The organism is Terrimonas ferruginea DSM 30193 (genome assembly GCF_000425585.1).
Classification (GTDB): Bacteria; Bacteroidota; Bacteroidia; order Chitinophagales; family Chitinophagaceae; genus Terrimonas; species Terrimonas ferruginea.
The window spans coordinates 53,328-75,657 of the sequence record NZ_AUDS01000020.1 but is presented as its reverse complement, the minus strand read 5'-3'; the positions used below and the strand labels follow the sequence as shown (position 1 = coordinate 75,657).

Here is a 22,330-nt window from a genome sequence, read left to right as displayed (position 1 = left end):
TTCATATAACCTAATACAATTTGTATGAAAATGATATTGACAATGTTGTTGCTATTGATGACGGTACTGGCCAAAGCGCAGGACCCCGATTATCCAGCCGCTCCGCCAGCGCCTTCCAATATCGTGACAGCAGAATATTTTATTGACACCGATCCCGGTTTTGGTAACGGAGTGCCGGTTGTTACAGGTACAGGTCCCGTTATTGCCGGTATCGGCGTTTCGATCAACACATCGGGGTTGACCAATGGTATTCACCGTCTCGGTCTCCGCAGCCGGAACAGCGATGGCAGCTGGAGTCATACATTAACAGAGGAGTTCCTCGTAAATTTTGACCCGGCTTATCCGTCTCCACCCGCAGCGGCTTCCAGCATCGTAACCGCAGAATATTTCATTGATACCGATCCCGGTTTCGGCAATGGCATACCGTTGACAACAGGTACAGGTCAGAACCTGGCCGGTATTACGGCTTCGTTGAACACCACCGGTCTGGGCAATGGTACGCACACGCTCGGCATCCGCAGCAAAAACAATGATGGCAGCTGGAGCCACACCAATATTCAGGACTTCCTCGTTGATGATGACTTTGCTTATCCCCCTTCACCTGCGGCACCGGGCAATATTACCTATGCCGAATACTTCTTTGATACAGATCCGGGATTTGGCAACGGAACAGGTATCGCCATTACGCCCGGCGTGGACCTCAATAACATAAACTTCGCCGCCAATACCAGTTCGCTCGCAGACGGGCCGCATACGCTTTTCATCAGAAGCTTCGACGATTGGAGCATTACCAACTATGTAAGCTTTCTGAAAGGGTCACCGCTGCCGCTCGACTTTATTTCTTTCTCGGCCGTTGCCAGTGGTAACGACGTATTGCTCACCTGGCAAACCGAAAACGAAATCAATACCTCTCACGTTGACATCGAATGGAGCAGGAACGGACAGGATTTTATAAAAATTGCTACCGAAATAGCGGCCAATACACCTGGGCTCCATCAATACCGCTACCTGCATCTGTCGCCCGGTGAAGGCAGGTTGTATTACAGGCTGAAACAGGTAGATCAAAACAGCGTATTTAAATACAGCAATACGGCTGTGGTAAATATGAACAAAGCGCAGAAAGCACTGCTGTATCCGAACCCGGCCAGTGATATCATCACGCTTAAAAATATCAACGCAGCGGATATTTCGTTTATACAACTGCTGGATGTGCATGGACGGCAGATGATGCTGGCGCCCGTAATAACGGGATTGCAATGCGATATAAGTGGCCTGAGCAACGGAAGTTATCTGCTGCGTGTGCAGAAAAAGGATGGAACGGCAGAAGTCATACCGTTTATTAAACTGAAAAAATAGACAGGAACTTATCGATCACAGGCTGCCTCCCGGAGGAGGCAGTTCTTTTTTCGGGTAAAATCTGTTAGTTGGGGTTTTGCGTAAGTCATTAGGGGCTCTGCGCACAGATTAATGGTTTTAAGAAAACCTTTTGACCATTTAAACGGTTATCCGTTGACACTGCTTAATGTCAGGCAGTTTTTGGCTACTTTTACACCCGTCTATGAACAAGCTTTTCGCCATCATACTGCTCTTCACGCTGCCGCTGTGGGGAGCCGCGCAGGATTCGCTGCCGGTAAAAATCACTCCGTCCTTTGAACGCACCGGGCCGGAAGAAGTGACCGTTGCCCTGAAACTGGACATCAAGCCCGGTATTAAGGTATTTGGCCTGGCCAAAGATTCTGCGGCGCAGCTTTTTTCCTCGTTTGTTTTCGACTCAACGGCTGAAAAACTTCGTTCAGGTAAGCCGCTCCAGTCATCCAATCTGAAAAAAGAAACCAATCCCGAATTGGGCGAAGTGGAGTTCTTTATGGACTCTGCGGTTTGGAAACAACACTTAAAGATCAGTGGTGGCGACAGCGCTTTTGTAAAAGGAACCGCCACGCTGCTTTACCAAAAAGGCGAATCATTCGAGCCGCTAGAAGTTCCATTCAGGATAAATATCACCAGCGATGTTGCTGTTGCAGGTGGCGTGGCAAATACAAATGAGCAACCTGCCCGCTCATTGATCTGGATTTTCCTTTCTGCCTTTGGCGGTGGTTTACTTGCCCTGCTCACTCCCTGCGTTTACTCGATGATTCCGGTGACAGTGAGCTTCTTTACCAAAAGAAGTAAAAGCCGCGCAGAAGGAATACGCAACGCTTTTTATTATTCCGTTTCTATCGTCGTCATCTTCACGCTGATCGGGTTTCTCGTTACATTGATCTTCGGACCGGCAGCATTGAATAATCTTGCGACCAACTGGATCGCTAACATCGTCTTCTTTGCAATCTTCTTAATATTTGGTATTTCATTCCTTGGCGCATTTGAAATAACATTGCCCGCCTCCTGGTCTACCCGCGCGGACTCGCGCGCAAGCACCGGAAGTTTCTGGGGAATATTTTTCATGGCCCTGACCCTTGTGATCGTTTCGTTCTCCTGTACCGGCCCGATCATCGGCAACCTGCTTGTATTGGCCTCCAAAGGAAGTTATTATGGTCCGCTTGTGGGTATGTTTGGCTTCTCGCTTGCATTGGCCTTGCCTTTTGTCTTATTCGCTTTCTTCCCCAGCAAACTCAATTTGTTGGGTAAAGCCGGCGGATGGCTCAACTCGGTGAAGGTGACACTCGGTTTTCTCGAACTGGCACTGGCACTAAAGTTCTTGTCCAACGCGGATCTGGCGCGCAACTGGCGTATACTTGATCGCGAAGTATTCCTTTCACTCTGGATCGTTATTTTCCTTTTACTCGGATTATATCTTTTAGGCAAACTTCGTTTTCATCACGACGACGATCTTCCTAAAAATGATTTCGGCCATCCGTATCTTACCGTTACAAGACTATTCTTTGCCATAGGAGCGTTTACGTTCATGGTATACATGGTGCCCGGACTGTGGGGTGCGCCGCTGAAAGGACTGAGTGCCTTTCTTCCTCCGATGGGTACGCAGGATTTCAATTCAGCTAAATCACAAGCGATCGCCGCGGGAGGATCATCCTCGGGCAACGGAGCCTTGCCTCATCCGCAAAAATATTATGAGGTGATGAAAAAGAATGAGCCGGATGTTGTCGTCAACAACGGTCTCGTTACCTATTTCGAATACGAAGAAGCCCTGGAAGTAGCGAAAAAAACCGGCAAGCCGCTTATGCTCGACTTTACCGGCATCAATTGTATCAATTGCCGTAAGATGGAAGGACAGGTATGGAGTGATCCACGTGTGATGCAAAAACTGAAAGACGAATTCATCATCGCTTCCTTATTTGTCGATGTGCATCACGGGGTTGATCTTCCGCCTGCTCAACAATATTATTCCGAGGCTTTGAAAAAACAGGTAGAAACGCTGGGTGACCGTAATACCGATATTGCCGTTACGCGCTTCGGCGCCAACACACAGCCTTATTATTTCTTCCTTGATGGCAGTGAAAAAAGGCTGATACAGGAAGGTTATGGTTATGATCCGGATGTAGATAAATTTCTCCGCCATCTCGATCAGGCCATCGCCGAATTCAAGAAGCGGAAGTGAGGCAATAAGTCAATGGTGAATGGTCAATCGTGAATTGATTTTGCACCTTAATTTCTTTGCAGCTTTGCGTGAAAAAGCTTTTCGCTGTTGGTTAGTGGTAAACGAACAACGGCATCACCTATTCACTTATTGCCTTATTCACTCATTCACGATTGACGATTGACGATTGACCATTCACTATTCACTCAGAAAATAGCCTCCAACTCCTTTAGCGAATGCACCGTATAGGTCGGTTTAATAGAGGCCTCGATACGTGTATGGTTCACAAACACCTGGTCCATGCCTACATTTATCGCGCCCTGGATATCCGCATCCAGTGTATCGCCCAGCATGATACCGCTCTCAGCAGTCGCGCCGGTTTTGCGGAATGCATACTCAAATATTTCTTTATTGGGCTTGAGACTGTTCGACCCTTCAGACGTGATCACTTCTCCGAAAAACTTATCCAGTCCGGAATAGCGCAGCTTCGAATGTTGCACGGTTTCAAATCCGTTAGTGATCAAATGCAACTGATAATTGCGGTCGCGTAAATACCCGAGGATTTCAATGGTGTAAGGAAACAGCAGGTTGCGTGTCGGCAGCATCTCGAGAAACCGCTCGCTCATGCGCGTTGAAAGCTTATCGTCGGCAATTTTAAAATCCAGCAGCGACAACCACATCCGCTTTACGCGCAATTCCGCCTGCGGAATATATCCTTTGCGGTAACGTTCCCAGAGACGGTCGTTGTGTGCGAGATAATTGCGGTAGAAAAGATCAAAATCATGTACGCCACGCTCTGCCAGCTCCATCTCGCTGTACAACTCAATCAGCGTTGCGCGTGCATTTGCTTCGAAATCCCAAAGGGTATGATCCAGATCAAAAAATAAATGCGTGTACTTTTTCATGATAACAACGCCGGTTATCCGCCTTTCAGGGCTTCCATTACTTCTTCCCGTCGTCGCCGGCTGACTTCTACCCTCGATTGATCAAGCATGACCAACACGCCCTGGGCATGAGAAGATATTACGTGTTCTTTATTGACGATATGTGATTTGTGTACGCGTATAAAACCATGCCCCGACAGTATCTCTTCGTACTCTTTCAGGGTCCGTGAGATCAGCAGTGGCTTTTGTTTGGCAAAATGAAACCAGGTATAGTTGCTCTCCCCTTCAAGACGAATGATCTCGTGCGGGGAAAAGAAATAAGTGCCCTCGAGTGTCGGCAATGCGAGCTTGAACTCCTGCTGGCTGCCTGCTGAAATATTATGCAGCAGGTTGTTGTACAATCCCTGCTGGCCATCGCGTTGTTTGCAATGTATTTTATACCGGTCGATCGCCTGCCGCAATTCGTCGGCATCGATGGGTTTCAGGAGGTAATCCAATGCACTGAAGCGGATTGCTTCGATAGCATATTTATCATAGGCCGTCGTAAAAATAACAGACATATCACCCGCACCGGTCTTCTTCAGCAATTCGAACCCCGTCATTACCGGCATTTGCACATCGAGAAAAAGAATATCCGGTTTTATCAGCGCGATCTTATTCATGCCATCCTGACTACCGATAGCTGTCTCAACAGCCGAAATCTCCGGCACATAACGCTCCACCATCAATTGTAATGTGTGAATCGCCGACAACTCATCATCTATGATCAACGCTTTTATCACGGTTCTAAATTACACAAAAGCCCTGCTATGCAGAAGCTTTAGGGAGTTTATTATTTATCATTCATGCTGCAGTAAAGAATGAGGCGGACCATGGTTCCTTCCACTTCGCCATTTACGCCAAGCAGGTCTTCCACCTGCACTTCAAAGGTTTGCTGATATTGTTGTTGCAATAATTGCAGGCGTTTTGTTACCAGTTGCAAGCCGCGGGATTGATGCTGGCTGCTGGAGCCGGCCCGCAGCCTGGCCGATGCCTCGCGGCCAATGCCATTATCCGTGATCCGGCAGATCAGGAATTCGTCGTGGAACAAAGAAAAGTGAATATCGAGCCGCCGGTCACCGTCGCGCGGCATCAGGCCGTGCCAGATGGCATTTTCGGCAAACGGCTGCAACAACATCGGCGGAATTTTCAACTCGGCCGGATCCATGTCGTCACCGTGTACAATACGGTATTGAAAACTATTACCCAGCCTCAATTGTTCGAGCTGCAGGTAGAGGTCGAGTATTTCTATTTCTTTTTCCAGGGAAATAAAATTGAATTCCGAATGCAGCAACACCTCGCGTTGCAGGCGCGAAAACCGCGATAGGTAACGGTTGGTCTGATCGATATCGCCCTTTAAAATAAACTGCTGGATGCTGTTGAGCGCATTGAAAATAAAATGCGGATTCATTTGCGTCCGCAACGAAGTCAGTTGTGAGGTAGCCAGATCCTGGTTGAGTTTGAGTACTTCGATTTCCCTTTCCCGTGCCTGTTGTTGCGTTCTTATTTTATCGATCTTATCTGCACATAAGGCAGCGATAGTGCGCATGATCTGCAAATGCCGCGGGTTATAGAAATTACGGCGGTGATGTTCGCTGTCGATCACGCCGATCACCTCCTGCTTGTCGATGATCGGAACGGCCAGTTCCGACAAACGCAATTGGTCATCTACTATATAACGCGGATCCAGCGTAGTGTCCGCTATGATGGCGGCTTTACCATCGCGTGCAACAGCACCTACAATTCCCTGGCCCACCGGTATTTCGATCGGGTTGACTATTTTCTTTTCGCCGGTGCTCTTGGGACCCCATGCCGCTTTTTGTATCAGCACATCCCTGTCTGCGTCGCGGAGATAGATCACACAATCTTCAAACCCCAGTTTCGAGATACAATTCTTTGCCACATCCCACAACATATCTTCCACATTCACATGCCCGCTCATCGAGGTAGCAAAATAGTTGATCACCTGTTCCGTTTCCAGTTGGTATTGAAAGCCGGATGCTTTCAATTGCTGCAAAGCTGTTTTTTCTTCTTCCCGGTGCCGGATGCGCCTTTCTCTTAATCTTACCAGCCAGTAGCCGCCCGCCAGTACAATCAGCAAGGCAAGGCCGATAAACCACCATTGTTTCCATACCGGTTCCTTAATGCGGAAAACATAAGAGGCCGCACCGCTCCAGTTATTGTTGCCCGCTGCGGCCATTACTTCAAAACGGTAGCGGCCGGGAGACAGATGACGGAAAGTGATCGACCGCAGGCTGCCCGCGTCGATCCAGGAAGTGTCGGTTCCCATCAGGCGATACCGGTATCTTAAGCGTCTCGCATCTGAAAGATGTACCGACAAAAAGTGAAAGGTGATGCTGTTGGAAGAATAAGGCAGCTGCAGATGATCGGGCAGTTCTCGGGTTCTGTCAACTTCCAATGTAGCAGATGTTAACGTATCACCGTTGGAGCCTGTGGTGATGCCGGTGATCACGGGAACAGGCGCCGTGTATTTCGTGCTCACAGCAGCCGGATGAAAATAGCTGACTCCGGATGAAGTGGCCACCCATATGCGTTGATGACTGTCCTGCAACAGCCGCACGCCATGAAACGGTTTGTCCTGGAACCCCTGCATCACGCCATAGTTGTCGATGATACAACGATCCGGCCCATCGGGTGTCAATCTTGTTATACCACGGTTGTTCACAGCCCATACACGCTGGTCGTTATCGCGCAGCAAACGGAGATAGATGGATGAGGCAAGGCCATCGGCGGGCAGCAGTGATTTACGAAAACGGATAACGCCATTTTTATAAAAACAACAAAGGATGCCGTCACCCACCGTACTGATCCAGATATGACCCGATGGATCCATGATGATATCGGTCATGATATAGGCTTGCCGCGGAGAACCCGTAATGTCGAGCGGCTCCAATGAATCATTTTTTATTTCTAATAAACCAGAGTTGCCTGCAAAAAACAGCCGGCCGTCGTGCGTACGGACAGCACTCCGCACAACCGGAAAATCCGTGCCATTTGCCGGGCAAGTATAGGTGGTAAAAGAAGGCCTGTCTTTCTCTGTATAATTTATTTGCGTTACGCCACCATCCCCCATGGCATATAAAATGCCCGGTTCGCCGGCAATGAGTTGATAACAGGTATTATCAAGTAATCCATCTTTAACCGTAAAAATTTTCACGTTGCCTTTGTACGACCTTGCCAGGCCATGATTCACAGATGTCAGCCACAATGCACCGTTTGCATCTTCGAGTGCACTCGTGATCTCCGCATCCGGAAATATTTTTTGAAACTGTTTAAAATCAGCGGCAGCGGATTGGCGGATAAAAAGTTCTCCTTTTCCTGAACCTAATAACAGATTGCCGTCTGTGCGTTCGGTCAATGCAAACCCGCTGATGGATGGAACGAGCGTAAAAATATTTCTTTGTACAAAAAGCAATTGTTCATGCGTACCAATCCACCAGTCATTCATTTTATCATTGAGAAAACAGCTTTGCCAGCTGCTGTACATGGCGGGCAACGGCACACGCAACGACAGTCGCCCCGATGCGCGATCATAATTATAAATGCCCGTACCACTCAGTAGGTATAAACTGTCCCCTTTTTTGAGCAGGGCATCACTGGTGCCGGCAGGTGTGACCAGCTTATCACAGCGATCGCCGGAGAGGCGGTACAATCCGCTTTGCAGCGCGGAGAAGTAAATATCTTTTCCCGAAGCGGCCAATCCTGTTATATAGTCGCTTTCGCCCATGCGGCAGCAGACCCTGAGCTGGCGGCCATTCCAGGAGAGAAGATTGTTTCCATCGGTAAAATAGATAAGTCCATCTGCGGCCACACCTTTGGATATACAAGGTTGAGTGGGGGAATGTTGTTTCCAGGCCGGTAATAAAAATTTGTCCCAGTTAGTTTGTTTTGTTTTCAATAGCTCACGGCGGATGGATTTGGTGAGCAGGACGGGACCATCACCTGTTGCCAGCCACAGACTATCCGTTTTGCCGAAAAACTGGTAAACCGGAAAAGGCCGTTCTGCCTTTACAAATACGAGATTCGGAAAACGGTAAAAGAACAATCCTTTTTCTGTGCCGATCCAGATCGTGCCTTCGCCGTCTTCGGTAACCGCATTCACTTTTCCCACTCTTTCATTGCCGGCAAACAATAAGTTCTCAAACCTGTAGCCATCAAAACGGCTCAGGCCGGTGGCATGACCGATCCATAAAAAATTGCGGCTGTCCTGGAATAAGCAACTGATGTTGGAAGAAGCAAGACCTTCTCGCGGGGTAAGTTCACGGAAATTAAAAGCATCGCTTTGCGCATGCAGGACAGGCGTAAAACAATGCAAGGTCAGGAAGATCAGCAACCGCAGGCGTCGCCGGAAAAGTGGAGCCGGTGGCAAAAGAATCTTTTTCTGAAAGTACTGATTTTTTGCAGCATCGGGCAGCCCGGTTTTCGGGTTTAATGAGGCAAAGGTGGAATTCACCGAGCCAACGTTTAACCTTCGGAGGATTCGGGTTAATTTTACCGTTCAGGAAAAAATAAGGTATGCAAAATTCACGTGTTGCCGTTGTTACCGGCGCTTCCCGCGGTATCGGAAAAGCCATAGCTGAAAAGCTGGCGGCGAATGGTTTCGATCTGTTGCTTGTTTCGCGTAATGAATTCAAACTCTACCAGGCGCTGGAGGAAATGCTGCTGAAATATCCCGGCGTTGCTATCAAAGCCAGGGCGTTTGATCTTTCCGATGCTGCCGCCACAAAGGCCTGCGGTGATTGGATACTCAGCAATACCAGCGCGCCGGCTGTGATGATCAACAACGCCGGTACATTTTTGCCCGGTGATATTTATAAACAGGAAGAGGGCGTATTGGAAAGTCAGCTGGCCACCAACCTGTACAGTGCTTATCACCTTACGCGCGCCCTGCTTCCCGCCATGACGGCACAGAAAAGCGGACATATCTTCAATATCTGTTCCATTGCCTCGCTGCGGGCCTATCCGAATGGCGGCGCCTACAGTATCAGTAAATTTGCCTTATATGGTTTTTCGCAGAACCTGCGGGAAGAAATGAAACCGCATGGCATTAAAGTAACGGCGGTACTTCCCGGTGCGGTATTGACCGACTCCTGGGCGGGATTCGATAATTCGCAGGGACGCATCATGGAAGCTGCCGACATTGCTAATATGGTGTATGCGGCCACGCAACTATCGCCGCAGGCCTGCGTGGAAGACATCATCATCAGGCCGCAACTCGGCGATCTCTGATCCGCTGAAACCGCCTGACTACCATTTGTCAAAAACATAGGCTGCTTCTTTTATCCTGCTTTATTTTACAGTCACTGATCTGAAAATGAACCGGATATTTCTATTCATATTAACATTGATGACCGGCTTTGCGGCTAATGCCCAACCGGTATTCGAGACCATCGCGCCCGAGCGGCCCGTTGTGGTTGGCGAATCATTTGTGGTGCAATACCTGGTGGATGCCAGCCAGGTCAACGGTTTTGAGATCCCTTCTTTTTATCCGTTCCGCGCCGTAGAGGGACCGACAGAATATCCCGTTAAAAATCAGCAGCGCGGCGTTAAGAATCTTGTGTATACACTGACGGCCATCACTTCCGGACATTTCACTTTACCAAGAGCCGTGGGCCAATACAAAGGCCGTGATGTTTACAGCAGAGCCGTTGCCATCGATGTGCTGAGTTCTGCAGATGCAGAACAGATAGAAAAACTCAGTCTCAGCAATCAGAAAGGTCCGGCCTTGAAGCCCGGGCAAAACGCCGAATCATTTGTAAAAGACAATGTATTTATAAAAGCAGAGATCAATCGTCAGCAATGTTATGTTGGCCAGCCGGTCGTTGCTACGTTCAAACTCTATTCGGCGCTTCACGCGAATGCGCTCATCGAGAAGAACCCGGCATTTTACGGTTTCACGGCGCTCGACATGGTTAACCTGGCAGATAGTATCAGCAATACCGAAATAATCAGGGGAAAAGTATTTAATGTGCACGTGATCCGCAAGGTGCAGCTCTATCCTATACAGGCCGGACGTTTCCGCATCGATCCGATGGAAATACTGACCAGTGTGGATCCGGCAACAGTGGGTCATCCGGAGCAGAAAATAACCGAAGGTGTTGCGGCAGATGATAACGGGAAAGCGCAATACAAAACCAGGATCAGTTCACCCGAATTATTTGTAACGGTCAATCCGCTGCCTGTAGCAGGGCAACCGGAAGCATTTGAAGGCGCAACGGGTAATTTTTCTATAAAAGCTGATCTGTCTGCGCCGCGGCTGGCGCGCAATGAAGAAGGGCAATTGATCATTACGATAGTAGGCAAAGGCAACTTCACGCAGATTGCGGCACCCGCCATAGCCTGGCCAAAAGGTATCGAAGGATTTGACTCGTCGGTAACGGACAAGCTGGACCAAAAGTTAAGCCCGGTTTCGGGCAGCCGCAGCTTCCGTTATTCATTTGTATCGGATACGCCGGGAGATTATACCATCCCGTCCATCAGCTTTGTATTCTTTGATAGCGACAGCAACCGTTATAAAACGCTTTCTACGCAACCGCTTCAGGTAACTGTCGACAACCGTTTAAAAGAAACGGCGCCGAAGCTGGCCACTTATTCAACCGAAGGAGAATCCCGCAGCTGGTGGCTCATCATTGCTATTTTGCTGATACTGGCTTCCGCGATAGGCGTATTGATCTGGAAAAATAAAAAGCCGGAACCATCCTTCAGGGTGGTTAATATAGTACCTGAGCGTAACCCTTCAGGAACGTTTCTCGTCGCCGCACGCGAACATTTGCATGATCCCGGTTTTTATCAATACCTGCAGACCGGCATCTGGCAATTCATTGGCGACCGTTATAATCTTGCCGGCAGCAGCATGAGCAAAAGCAATTTGTTATCGGTGCTTACACAACGGCAAACGCCGGAAGCCGATCAGCAGGAATTGCTGTTGTTGCTGCAGGAAACGGAAGCCGGCATTTATACCATCGCCAGCCTGGATCACGACCGGGAAGCGCTGCTGGGTCGAACGGAGGTATTGCTGGGAAAACTGGATGAGAGTGGTAAGTAGTAAGTGGTAAGTAATAAGTCTTATGTTCGCCTATAAACGAATCTGGCTGTTAACTTATCACTTAAAACTTATAACGTATAACTTACAACCATACTCCTTCTCACTCCGAATACTTATACCCGACTCCTCGCACCGAATGAAAGAACCGCGGATTGCGGCTGTCATCTTCAAAATATTTGCGGAAGTTGAGAATGAAATTATCGATAGTGCGGGTAGTAGGATATACATTATAACCCCACACCGATTGCAGAATTTTTTCTCTCGGCACCACCTCATTTTTATTTTCGATCAGCAACTTCAGCAGCATGGTTTCTTTTTTGCTGAGCTGGATCTTGCTGCCGGTGCGGGTTACCGCCTCCTGCGCCTTGAAGTCGATGAGATTATTGCCAAAGGAGTAGCTATTGCCTACAGTGGATTTTTCCTGGATTTTTTTATTCTTGTTGATCAATTTGTTTACACGCAACAGGAGTTCTTCCAGGTTAAACGGCTTGGTAAGGTAATCGTCGGCGCCTTTTTTCAGACCAAGTACACGATCGGCGCTGCTGTTCTTGGCACTGAGGATCAGGATAGGCACTTCGTTGTTGCTGATGCGGATCGTTTCCGCCACAGTAATGCCATCCATTTCAGGCAACATAACATCGAGAATAATGAGATCGAAATATTCGTTCTGTAATGCTTCGAGTGCAGCAGAACCGTCGTAAGCGGAAGTAATCGTGTACCCTTCGAGTTCAAGGTTCAGCTTGAGCGCTTCATGCAGATTTTGCTCATCTTCTACCAGCAGGATCGTTGTTTTATGCGCTGCATTCATAGTCAGACAATTTGTTGGGCAAAAGCGCTTCCGGTCTTGTTATCCTATGTCCTTTCGGGTAAGCTTATGCCAGTTGAAAAGTAACGGCAAATTTACTTCCAGTTGGAGTATGATTTGTCACCGAAATGTCGGCATTGTGATCGCGGGCGATCTTGCTGCAAAGGTACAGCCCCAGCCCGGTTCCCTGCGTTTTTCGTGTTTCTTCGTTGCCGATCCGGTAGAACTTCTCAAAGATGTTCTTCTTCTCTTCATCCGGCACGCCCGGACCTTCATCGGTGATCTCCAGTTTTACCAGCTTTCCGTCCGGATAAAGGCTGGCATGTACAGGTTTGTCTTTGGGTGAATACTTGAGGGCATTTTCCACGAGGTTATTGATCAGCAGTTCCAGCAGCAACGGATCGCCTTTTACGTCCATGTCGGGCATGATATCATCCGTCAGTTGGCGATCAGGGAAACGGTTGCGAAAAGCATTCATACAATCCCGCAACAGATCTGACAGGTCGAGTTCTTCGCGGGACCAGGTATAACGGCCTCCTTCGAGCTGTGAAGACACGAGAATATTATTGGTAAGTGAATTGAGCCGTGCCGTTTCTTCGAGCGTCATGCGGATCAGCTTTTGCCGGCGTGGTTCGTCGAGCTGGTGCCGCTGAAGCGTTTCAAGGTTGAGGCGCGCCACGGCAATCGGCGTTTTCAATTCGTGGGTTACGGCCATCATAAAGTTCTGCTGCTGAAGCTGCAGTCTGAACTGGCGGCGTACGGAACGGTATACGAAAGCGGCGCCTATCAGGATCAGCACGAGGAATACAATGCCTTCGCCGATATGTTTGGTGCTGCTGCGGCGGTATAGATCGTCGATGGCCGCCAATTGGTTTTTATACAGGGCGGGGGAAATAGTGCTGTCGAGCGTAGCATCCAGTTGATGCACTTTGAACATACGCATCTGGTCGTTCTGCCGTTCCAGGGAGATCAGCCACCAGATCAATGCCGCTACAATATAGATCAGCATCATCCAGTAAATGATCGTTGCACGGCGGAGTTTTTTACGCGTATCGGCCATGAGCGTTGAATTGATCGTCAGCGTACTTTCTCCAGGCGGATGCCTGCATCGAGTACATATTTCAGGGGATCTTCCCGCATGATCTGCTGAAGCGTGAATGTATAAGTACCTGCCCGGAACGGTTGCGGAGGCCCGAGCGCGCGGCGGTGATAATAGATATCGTCCATACCGGTACCTATCCAGCCTTCATTGTTGGCAAGCGTTACATCTTCCCGGTTATTGACAACGGTAGCAGATCCGGGCGCTTTGATACCTAAATCGATAAAGATGTTGGTAAACTTGTACTGATCGGTATGCCTCATTACGAAGAATACCTGGTACAGGGAGGTAGTATCCGTGATCTCAAAAGTAAAGCTGGGTTTATAACCGCTCTTCCATTCCTGTCCGGACATGGTTGCCGTTTTCTCATACAGGTCTACTGTTGTACAACCATACAACCCGAGCATAAGGGCAGCGCAATAAAAAAGCTTTTTCAAGAGATTATCTTTTGGGGCAAAAATAATACATGCCCGGCGTAGCCGGAAACGCAGTACTTAAAGAACGTTCAATACCTGCTCTTTGGCCTTCTCCAGTTCGTCCTTCATCAGCACCACACATTTCTGAATGGTGGAATCGTAGGCTTTGGAACCGGTGGTATTGATCTCGCGTCCGATCTCCTGCAGGATGAAGGATAATTTTTTTCCCTTGGCATCTTCCGGCTCCTGGAGGATGGAACGGAAATATTCGCAGTGGTTTTTGAGGCGGACCTGCTCTTCGCTGATATCGATCTTTTCGATGTAGTAGATCAGTTCCTGCTCCAGGCGGTTGGCATCGTAATTTTCCTTGCCTACTTTTTCTTCCAGCAGGCGTGTGATGCCTTCGCGGATTTTTTGCTGGCGCAAGGGCTCGAGGCGCGCTACTTCATCCTGCTGATAAAGAATATTCGTGATCCGGGTCAGCAGATCCTGCTCGAGCGACTGGCCTTCATGCAGGCGGTGCTGGTTGAGGTTGCCTGCCGCTTCGCGGAGCGTACCCTGGAATGCTTTCCATTCATCTTCGTTGAGCGTCTCGCTGCTCGGTGTAATTACTTCGGGCAATTTTACCAGCGTACTTAATATATGAGAAGGGTCGAGTCCGAGGGATGCCGACAACTCTGCCAGCGGCTGGTAATACGCTTTGGCCAACGACGTGTTGATGGTTACGGGCTTTGCACTGCCGGTGTCTTTCAGACTGATCACACAATCTACCGTACCGCGCGACAACTGCTCGGAAAGAATACGGCGGATATCAAATTCAAAAGGCTTAAGAATCGCAGGAATCTTAAGAGACAATTCAAATTGTTTTCCGTTGAGCGACTTGATATCGGCAAGAAAGGTCTTATCTCCGATGGTGTGTTCCGCCCGGCCAAAACCGGTCATTGACTTAAGCATGCAAATGTGTTTGTTGTAAAGATATAGATTAGGCGTTGCATCAGGAGAAAATAAGCATTTGCAACATTTACTTAAAATAAAAACCCCCTCGGAGAACCGAAGGGATTATTTATATAGATGGGTTAGTAAGTACGGGAAATAAATTTCCCAACACAATATTAAATATAATTTTTACTATCCAAAAAATATTTGATAACAATTTTATTCACATTTTAAAACGGGCTGTGGATAAGCAGGGCCTTTTTAAGCCGTTGCTGTCAACGTTTTCAACAACATTATTTATCACTCCATTCAACTTCACCAATCTTGTAGGCTTTTATACGATCGACTGAAACACTGATGAAATAAGGGTTTCAGCCGATCATGTTTTTTACTTTATCATAAACATACCAACGCTTCATTCAAAAAATTTCACTTTACACTACTCCTTTTTTCAACCAATAATGGTGGCAGATACGGGCTTTTTTATCCCGAAAAAAAATTGGCTGTACATCCCCCGGAGCAAGCCGCGGGCCTACCTTTGCGTAAACTTTTGTGTCATGAGATTTGAGCAACCCATACCTCTCACAACCATTGCAGAACTGATCGGGGCCGAACTGATCGGTAATACAACAGCCGCTGCAACGGGTATAAATGAGATCCATAAAGTAGAAGAAGGTGATCTTGCTTTTGTAGATCATCCGAAGTATTATGATAAGTGCATTCATTCAGCAGCAAGCTTTATCATCATCAATAAAGAAGCTGATTTCCCCTCTGAAAAAGCATTGCTGATCGTAGACGAACCTTTTGAAGCTTACCTGAAAATCGTGAGACGTTACCGCCCGTTTGAACCATCGATGCGACAGGTAAGTATCAGCGCCACCATCGGTGAAGGCTCTCTTATAATGCCCGGTGCCTACATCGGCAACCAGGTGAAGATCGGACGCAATTGCATTATTCATCCCAACGTTACCATCCTCGATTATTGCATCATCGGCGACGACGTGATCATACAGGCAGGCACCACCATCGGCAGCGACGCCTTTTATTACAACAAGAAAACCAACCGCCCGATTCATTATAAAAAAATGGACAGTTGCGGACGCGTAGTGATCGGCAATGGCGTAGAGATAGGCGCGGGATGCACCATCGACCGCGGCGTAACAGCCGACACCACCATCGGCGACGGCACCAAGATGGATAACATGGTGCACATCGGCCATGATACCATCGTGGGACGCAATTGCCTGTTTGCCGCGCAGGTTGGCATCGCCGGTGCCACCACTATCGAAGACGATGTTGTTCTCTGGGGACAGGTAGGCGTAAGTAAAACCCTTACCATCGGCAAAGGTGCCGTGGTAAATGCACAGAGCGGCGTGCCGCATTCTTTGGAAGGTGGAAAAGCCTACTTCGGTTCACCGGCAGAAAATGCGCGCGACAAAATGAAAGAACTGGTCTGGGTAAAACGCATTCCTGAAATATGGAACCGCCTTACCAAAAACGAAAAGTCCTGATAACAACAAACCCGCCTTTCCGGCGGGTTTGTTCATTTTATAAGATTACCATTCCTATGGTATATAATCGTACGGTAACAGATCGGCGATATTTTTCCAGCTCCAGTATCCCTGGTTGATCCAGTCGCGCTGATCATAGTAATAACCATTTTCTTTGATCGCAATCCAGTTTTTAATATCGACGTAAGAGATTTGTACCGGTACATCTTTCGGTAGCTTAAACCGCGTCAGGTATTCGGGTTCCGGCCGCCGTTCATAAGTGACGCTGATCTTCCGCGGAAACCAGATCTCCACTTCACCCGTGCTATCCACCGCGCCATAGTATGTTGAATCGTATACATTCGCAATCGTGTTGAAGAGGGTATTGTTCTTTTCATCCAGCAATCCGATACGGAATCCTTCCTGCTGCATGGTACTGTCGTAATAACTGCGCATGAAGTGCAGCTTACTACCCATATAAGCTTTGCCGCGATTGGCCGACCATGTTTTCATCATGGCGAAACTGCTGTCCATCGGGTTGAACAGGCAGTACCCTTTGTAAAGACTGATGTCGGTATTATAATAATAAACGAAGGAGTCGAGATTGTAGGTGAGCCTGTACCCCAGTGCACGATTGGTAACCTTCAGCGGCTCCGTAGCGAGTACGCGCAGTTTATTACTTTTTTTAAGGAAATAAAATTTCAGCACATCCGGATTTTCCAGCGTGCATTGTGCGGCGTTGGGTGTGGAACCCACAAATTGTTCAAAAAAGAACTGGCCATATTTTTCCCAACCATCCGGTACTTCGTTGCTGCTTTTGATCACCACTTCGCTCATGCTGCGGTCTTCTTTTACCATTTCAATCGGCGGCAGTACATTATCGGCCTGGCTGATGCGGATCAGTCTTGTACGGTAGCCGGTATAGGTAATGATTAATTCGTATCCGCCGGAGCGAAGCTGCAGACTAAACTGACCTTCACGGTTGGTGGTGGTACCGATGGTTGTATTCTGACAAAACACCGATGCGGCAGACAAAGGCTCGCGGCTGGCAGAATCAATGATGGTGCCGCTTACAGTGAACTGCTGCGCCGAAACGGAACCTGCCAGCAGGCAGAACAACAGGGAAAGAAAAATGTGAGTTTGTTTCATAGCTATCTGAATTGGACTAAAGATACGATGATTGTTATGCACCCTGTTGCGCCTTGTATTGTTCGCAGGCCTCGCTGATGGCCCGCTCGAGCGGAGTGAACTGAAAACCAGGGAGTGTGTTTAAAATTTTCTGATTGTTAAATCGTGTTTTGCTGTGGGCTACGCGGGCGCTTTCTTTTGTCAGCAACGGCTTATGCCCGGAGAAAAACGATTTTACTTTTTCCATGCGCCAGGCGATGGCGGCCAGCAATGGCGTGGTTTGCCTGTGCGGACGGCGGCGGTTAAACCCATCGGCAATGGTTTCCAATAATTTTTTAAAGGGCCAGTTGTCGCCGTTTACAATGAAGCGGCTCTCGGTTATATCGTTTTGCAGCATGGCCACGGTGGCACGGGCAACATCTTGCACCGCTACAAAACCATTGATGCCCGGGCTGTACCAGGGAAATCCATTGTACATATTTCTGAAGATAGCGCTGCTGCTGCTGTGCCAGTCGCCATAACCCAGAATCGTGGACGGGTTGAGGATCACTGCGGGCAGGCCTTCGCCCATGGCGCGCCATACTTCGAGTTCGCCGCGGTATTTACTTTTGGCGTAGTGGGTATTTATTTTTGTGTCTTCCCATTTTTTTTCTTCATCTACCATACCACCATCGGCCGTGCGTCCCAACGCGGCAACGGAACTGATATGCACCACGCGTTTTATCCCGGCCTCCAATGCCATATTCATCACATTGGCGGTACCGTCTACATTTACCTGGTACATCTGGCGGCGGTCTTCTTTGGCAAATGATACAACTGCCGCAGAATGAATAACGGCATCAACACCCACCAATGCATCTTGTAAAGAGACCACATCAAGAATATCACCTTCCACCCATTCTACGTTGTCCCAGGTTGGTTGCGGAATAAAAAATGGCAACTTGCTGCTGTTGCGGCGTAATGCCCGCACAGCATAGCCCTGCCGCACCAGCTCATCGATAATGTAAGCGCCTAAAAAGCCTGTGCCTCCTGTAACCAGGACTGTTGTCTCCTTCAATTATTTCTCAGATTGATAATGATAAAAACCTTTTCCTGTTTTCTGCCCGAGTTCACCCTTTTTTACCAGCGCCTCCTGTATGTAGGACGGCCGCAGGCGTTCGGGCCTGCCGAGTTGTTCGTATACCGACGAACTCACGGCATAGTTAACATCATGGCCGATCAGGTCCATCAGGCGGAACGGACCGAGCCGGAAACCCAATCCTTCCAGCAGTTGATCCAATGTTGCCGGATCCGCATGTCCTTCTTCCACCAGCCGCAACGCTTCCGTATAATAAGGTCTCGCTACACGGTTCACGATAAAACCCGGACGGTCTTTACAGCGCACCGGCGTTTTGCCCATGCGGCGTGTAAGATCGGTGAGTGTTGCTGCCACTTCAGGAGCAGTCTGTGTTCCCTGCACAATCTCCACCAGTTTCATCAGTGGTGCTGGATTAAAGAAGTGCATGCCTGCCACTTTTGAAGGAGCAAGGGTTGCTTCAGCAATCGCAGAAACGGAAAGAGAAGAAGTATTGGTCGCGAAAATGGCTGTTTCGCTGTTTTGTTTTATTAATGTATTGAACAAAGCAGCTTTGGGTTCCGGTTTTTCAATGATCGCCTCGATAAACACATCTGCGATACACTCCGAAAGCCCGCCGGTAAAATGAATGCGGTTGAAAATGACGGCGGCTTCCCCGGTTTGTAATTTCCCTTTGCTCTCGAGACGTTCGAGTTGGCGCTGCAACTGATCACGTGCCTGCGTCAGTACATTTTCATTCAGTTCATACAACAATGTGGAGAATCCGGCTGTTGCAGCTACCTGGGCGATACCGCTGCCCATGGTGCCTGCGCCGCAAACACAAATACGGTTGATTGTCACGAGAAGGGTTTGCACAAATATAAGCCGAACCGGCCGGACCTGTTATTTATTGAAAAAACTCCTATCTTGAATCAATCATTCTACCATTATGACCCATTCCACTTCTACTACCAGCCGGCCAATCTCGAGAGTACCATTGAATATGAGTTTCCTGGTTGCCATGGCACTTTTCGTGCTTCCGTTTGTCAATATCCGTTGCATGTACTCTCAGCAACGTGTTACCGGTGTGCAGCTGGTAACAGGTTTTGAAAACAGCAATGATTTTATGGGCATCGGTAATCGTTCATTGGAACGCAACCAGTCAAACGTGGGCAAGCGTACGCAACCAAATGTATTTGCGATCCTCGCTTTGGTGGCCGGCATTGCCGGCTTCGGAGTATCGTTCAGTTCATCACGCAAAGCAGGCCAGTGGTGTTTTGCAGCCGCATTGGCTGGTGTAACAGCACTGATCATTCTGTTCATCGACATAAAATCATCGGTAAAAAAAATAGACCTGGGCGACCTGGGAAAAAGCAATGAAATGAACCTGCAACTGACGGCCGAGTTTACGGAATGGTATTATTTATGTGTGATCGCCTTTGCCGTGAGTGCCTATTTTGCACGCAGATACATGCTTGCCGTAAACAAGGTATTGTTGCTGCGGGAACTGGATCTCCCTTCGACAGGCTCAGGGACCGCCCATTCGGGAGCCTCAGGGACCGATGGGACGATACAAGACGATCAGACCGCGTGAGTAAATTGTTTCAGGAAGCGAAGATCGTTTTCACTGAAAAGGCGGATATCGTTGATGCCATACTTCAGCAAAGCCGGACGTTCGATGCCCATACCGAATGCAAAGCCGGTGTATTTGTTGGGGTCGATGTTGCAGTTTTGTAATACGTTGGGATGTACCATGCCGCAACCAAGAATTTCTACCCATCCGGTTTTCTTGCAGATATTACAACCGCTGCCGCCGCAGATAAAACAGGTCACATCCATTTCGGCGCTGGGCTCGGTGAACGGGAAGTAAGACGGGCGGAAACGCACTTTCACATCTTTACCATACATTTCTTTTACGAAGAAATACAAGGTCTGCTTCAGATCGGCGAATGATACATTCTCGTCGATGTACAATCCTTCCACCTGGTGGAAGAAGCAGTGACTGCGTGCGCTCACCGTTTCATTTCTGTAAACACGGCCGGGCATCAGCATACGGATAGGCAGTTTGCCTTTTTCCATTTCGCGGATCTGTACGCTGCTGGTATGTGTGCGCAAAACCCAGTCGGGGTTCTGCTGGATATAAAAGGTATCCTGCATATCGCGTGCAGGGTGATGTTCGGGCAGATTGAGTGCACCGAAGTTGTGCCAGTCATCTTCGATCTCGGGACCTTCTGCAACGGCAAAGCCGAGGCGTTGGAAAATAGACACAATGCGGTTGCGCATCAGCGTGATCGGATGACGGCCGCCCAAAGGAATGGGATCGCCGGGAAGAGAAAGATCGATGGCTGCAGTTTGTTCTGCATCACCACTTACACCGGCTTTTAATTCTTCAAAACGCGCTTCGGCGTATTGTTTAAATTCATTCAGCAATTGTCCGGCCTCTTTACGTTGGTCGGCAGCCACATTGCGCATTTCGCCCATGATGGCTTTTACCACCCCTTTTGTTCCAAGGTATTTAATGCGGAATGCTTCGGCTTCTTTGGCATCTGCGGCCTGAGCGGCGGCCATTTCCTTCTTGTATTCCTCGATCTGCGATATCAACTGTTGCATAAGGCAGCAAAGATAAGGAATGGCCAACACACCCGTAACGTTCCGGCGGCTAACACCCGTTGGCAGTACACGTCTTCAAATTATTGGCTAATCCTGTATCTTGCAGCCCGTATGTCAGACTATCTCAACATTGCGGATTTCCTTTCTCCGGTTAACTTATCCGCCATTACCGACGACGAGGGTTATAAAGACGGACAGCTCGGCAAGTTTATCGATGTATATGAAGAAAGTTTCCCCGACCTGGACGAAGCACATTTTGTGATCGTGGGTTGCGGCGAGATCAGGGGAAGTGGTGTGCCGCGCCGTGAAAACGACGCGCCGGATGTGATCCGCCGCCAGTTTTATCAATTGTTTTTCTGGCATACCGACACGCGCATCGCCGACATCGGCAATGTAAAAACCGGTGCTTCTTACAACGATTCGCATGCGGCATTGAAAATGGTGATCACCGAATTGATCAATGAAGGCAAAACCGTTATCATTCTCGGCGGATCGCACGATCTCACGCTTGCACAATACTATGCTTATGCCGACAAGCGCCAGGTGATCGAAGCGGCCTGCGTGGACGCCCTCATCGACCTGGACATGGAAGCTCCTTTCCGTCACCAGCATTTTTTAATGGAAATGCTGACCGGTGAGCCCAACTTCATGCGGCACTACAACCATATCGGATTTCAAAGCTATTATGTACATCCGCGGATGCTGGAGACAATGGACAAACTCCGGTTTGATTGTTTCCGCGTGGGTCATGTGAAGGAACGTATAGAAGAAATGGAACCCGTGATCCGCAACTGCCAGTTGTTTTCCTTTGACATATCGGCGATTGCCAGTGCCTATGCACCGGCGTCCAAACTTTCACCCAATGGCTTCAATGGTGAGGAGGCCTGCGTACTGATGCAACACGCAGGCATGAGTCCCAATGTCAATACCATCGGTATTTATGGTTATGATCCGCAACTGGATAATGAGCAACTGACTGCCAAGCAGATCGCTCACATGTTGTGGTATACCATCGACGGCCGCAGCCGTGGCCGCCGCGAAGCCTCCCTCGACGACAGAGACGCGTTCAACGAATTCCATACTGCTTTTGCAGAAGTAGAAACCATTTTTCTCCAAAGCAAAAGAACCGGCCGCTGGTGGATGCAATTACCCGATCAACGGTTTATCGCCTGCAGCTACCGCGATTATCACCTCGCCAGTAACAATGAGATCCCTGAAAGATGGATCCGCGCACAGGAAAGAGGCTGACACCGGACAGTACGTTGAACTTA

18 protein-coding genes are annotated in these 22,330 nt (G+C 48.7%); 7 read left to right on the top strand and 11 right to left on the bottom strand.

The window, feature by feature from the left end:
- Positions 1–24: 24 nt before the first annotated feature.
- Positions 25–1,356: a T9SS type A sorting domain-containing protein gene (locus tag H608_RS0108045; protein ID WP_081658833.1), complete on the top strand. Its 1,332-nt coding sequence runs from the start codon at positions 25–27 to the stop codon at positions 1,354–1,356.
- A gap of 202 nt (positions 1,357–1,558) precedes the next feature.
- A complete protein-coding gene (locus H608_RS21680) occupies positions 1,559–3,553 on the top strand; it encodes a protein-disulfide reductase DsbD family protein (protein ID WP_038007761.1) in 1,995 nt (664 codons plus the stop codon).
- A 185-nt stretch (positions 3,554–3,738) separates the two neighbouring features.
- On the opposite strand, the gene H608_RS0108035 is transcribed toward H608_RS21680, so the two are convergent.
- From H608_RS0108035 to H608_RS23525, 3 genes are read right to left on the bottom strand one after another with little or no spacing between them, the layout of a single operon-like run.
- A complete protein-coding gene (locus H608_RS0108035; RefSeq protein WP_028787226.1) occupies positions 3,739–4,437 on the bottom strand; it encodes a YjjG family noncanonical pyrimidine nucleotidase in 699 nt (232 codons plus the stop codon).
- Between the two features lie 14 nt (positions 4,438–4,451).
- Positions 4,452–5,198, bottom strand: coding sequence for a LytR/AlgR family response regulator transcription factor (locus H608_RS0108030; protein WP_028787225.1), 747 nt, complete (start codon positions 5,196–5,198; stop codon positions 4,452–4,454).
- A gap of 50 nt (positions 5,199–5,248) precedes the next feature.
- Positions 5,249–8,845 carry a two-component regulator propeller domain-containing protein gene (locus H608_RS23525; protein ID WP_155990094.1) on the bottom strand — a complete coding sequence of 1,199 codons (3,597 nt, stop codon included), beginning with the start codon at positions 8,843–8,845 and terminating at the stop codon, positions 5,249–5,251.
- Positions 8,846–8,991: 146 nt separating this feature from the next.
- Between H608_RS23525 and H608_RS0108015 the strand changes: the two genes are divergently transcribed.
- On the top strand, positions 8,992–9,705 hold the full coding sequence (locus H608_RS0108015) for an SDR family oxidoreductase (RefSeq protein WP_028787224.1): 714 nt from the start codon (positions 8,992–8,994) through the stop codon (positions 9,703–9,705).
- A gap of 85 nt (positions 9,706–9,790) precedes the next feature.
- Positions 9,791–11,521 (top strand): BatD family protein, encoded by a 1,731-nt coding sequence (locus H608_RS0108010; protein WP_081658832.1) that lies wholly within the window; start codon positions 9,791–9,793, stop codon positions 11,519–11,521.
- Positions 11,522–11,621: 100 nt separating this feature from the next.
- Here H608_RS0108010 and H608_RS0108005 read toward each other — a convergent pair whose 3' ends face one another.
- From H608_RS0108005 to H608_RS0107990, 4 genes are all read right to left on the bottom strand, one after another.
- The gene (locus H608_RS0108005) at positions 11,622–12,329 is read right to left on the bottom strand and encodes a response regulator transcription factor (RefSeq protein WP_028787222.1); all 708 of its coding nucleotides are present in this window, start codon (positions 12,327–12,329) and stop codon (positions 11,622–11,624) included.
- 64 nt (positions 12,330–12,393) lie between these two features.
- Positions 12,394–13,386, bottom strand: coding sequence for a sensor histidine kinase (locus tag H608_RS0108000; RefSeq protein ID WP_028787221.1), 993 nt, complete (start codon positions 13,384–13,386; stop codon positions 12,394–12,396).
- A gap of 17 nt (positions 13,387–13,403) precedes the next feature.
- Positions 13,404–13,862, bottom strand: coding sequence for a gliding motility lipoprotein GldH (locus tag H608_RS0107995; protein ID WP_155990093.1), 459 nt, complete (start codon positions 13,860–13,862; stop codon positions 13,404–13,406).
- Positions 13,863–13,919: 57 nt separating this feature from the next.
- The gene (locus tag H608_RS0107990; protein ID WP_028787219.1) at positions 13,920–14,795 is read right to left on the bottom strand and encodes a YicC/YloC family endoribonuclease; all 876 of its coding nucleotides are present in this window, start codon (positions 14,793–14,795) and stop codon (positions 13,920–13,922) included.
- 539 nt (positions 14,796–15,334) lie between these two features.
- On the opposite strand from H608_RS0107990, the gene H608_RS0107985 reads away from it, so the two are divergent.
- Positions 15,335–16,288, top strand: a complete 954-nt coding sequence (locus tag H608_RS0107985; protein WP_028787218.1) for a UDP-3-O-(3-hydroxymyristoyl)glucosamine N-acyltransferase — start codon at positions 15,335–15,337, stop codon at positions 16,286–16,288.
- Between the two features lie 54 nt (positions 16,289–16,342).
- Here H608_RS0107985 and H608_RS0107980 read toward each other — a convergent pair whose 3' ends face one another.
- The 3 genes from H608_RS0107980 to H608_RS0107970 are packed head-to-tail and all read right to left on the bottom strand — an operon-like array spanning position 16,343 to position 19,310.
- Positions 16,343–17,416 (bottom strand): carboxypeptidase-like regulatory domain-containing protein, encoded by a 1,074-nt coding sequence (locus tag H608_RS0107980; protein WP_081658831.1) that lies wholly within the window; start codon positions 17,414–17,416, stop codon positions 16,343–16,345.
- 34 nt (positions 17,417–17,450) lie between these two features.
- Positions 17,451–18,452: an SDR family NAD(P)-dependent oxidoreductase gene (locus tag H608_RS0107975; RefSeq protein ID WP_028787216.1), complete on the bottom strand. Its 1,002-nt coding sequence runs from the start codon at positions 18,450–18,452 to the stop codon at positions 17,451–17,453.
- Positions 18,453–19,310: a 3-hydroxyacyl-CoA dehydrogenase NAD-binding domain-containing protein gene (locus H608_RS0107970; protein ID WP_245565737.1), complete on the bottom strand. Its 858-nt coding sequence runs from the start codon at positions 19,308–19,310 to the stop codon at positions 18,453–18,455.
- A gap of 88 nt (positions 19,311–19,398) precedes the next feature.
- Here H608_RS0107970 and H608_RS0107965 point away from each other — a divergent pair, with 88 nt between their 5' ends.
- Positions 19,399–20,043, top strand: coding sequence for a hypothetical protein (locus H608_RS0107965; protein WP_155990092.1), 645 nt, complete (start codon positions 19,399–19,401; stop codon positions 20,041–20,043).
- On the opposite strand, the gene pheS is transcribed toward H608_RS0107965, so the two are convergent.
- Positions 20,031–21,059, bottom strand: coding sequence for a phenylalanine--tRNA ligase subunit alpha (gene pheS / locus H608_RS0107960; RefSeq protein ID WP_028787213.1), 1,029 nt, complete (start codon positions 21,057–21,059; stop codon positions 20,031–20,033). The genes H608_RS0107965 and pheS overlap by 13 nt on opposite strands.
- 111 nt (positions 21,060–21,170) lie before the next feature.
- On the opposite strand from pheS, the gene H608_RS0107955 reads away from it, so the two are divergent.
- Positions 21,171–22,307, top strand: coding sequence for a formimidoylglutamase (locus H608_RS0107955; protein WP_028787212.1), 1,137 nt, complete (start codon positions 21,171–21,173; stop codon positions 22,305–22,307).
- The last annotated feature ends 23 nt before the right edge of the window (positions 22,308–22,330 follow it).

Coding starts and splice junctions, on each gene's coding strand:
- H608_RS0108045 (WP_081658833.1), top strand. CDS start 25: ATGAAAATGATATTGACAATGTTGTTGCTATTGATGACGGTACTGGCC.
- H608_RS21680 (WP_038007761.1), top strand. CDS start 1,559: ATGAACAAGCTTTTCGCCATCATACTGCTCTTCACGCTGCCGCTGTGG.
- H608_RS0108035 (WP_028787226.1), bottom strand. CDS start 4,437: ATGAAAAAGTACACGCATTTATTTTTTGATCTGGATCATACCCTTTGG.
- H608_RS0108015 (WP_028787224.1), top strand. CDS start 8,992: ATGCAAAATTCACGTGTTGCCGTTGTTACCGGCGCTTCCCGCGGTATC.
- H608_RS0108010 (WP_081658832.1), top strand. CDS start 9,791: ATGAACCGGATATTTCTATTCATATTAACATTGATGACCGGCTTTGCG.
- H608_RS0108005 (WP_028787222.1), bottom strand. CDS start 12,329: ATGAATGCAGCGCATAAAACAACGATCCTGCTGGTAGAAGATGAGCAA.
- H608_RS0108000 (WP_028787221.1), bottom strand. CDS start 13,386: ATGGCCGATACGCGTAAAAAACTCCGCCGTGCAACGATCATTTACTGG.
- H608_RS0107990 (WP_028787219.1), bottom strand. CDS start 14,795: ATGCTTAAGTCAATGACCGGTTTTGGCCGGGCGGAACACACCATCGGA.
- H608_RS0107985 (WP_028787218.1), top strand. CDS start 15,335: ATGAGATTTGAGCAACCCATACCTCTCACAACCATTGCAGAACTGATC.
- H608_RS0107980 (WP_081658831.1), bottom strand. CDS start 17,416: ATGAAACAAACTCACATTTTTCTTTCCCTGTTGTTCTGCCTGCTGGCA.
- H608_RS0107965 (WP_155990092.1), top strand. CDS start 19,399: ATGACCCATTCCACTTCTACTACCAGCCGGCCAATCTCGAGAGTACCA.
- pheS (WP_028787213.1), bottom strand. CDS start 21,059: ATGCAACAGTTGATATCGCAGATCGAGGAATACAAGAAGGAAATGGCC.
- H608_RS0107955 (WP_028787212.1), top strand. CDS start 21,171: ATGTCAGACTATCTCAACATTGCGGATTTCCTTTCTCCGGTTAACTTA.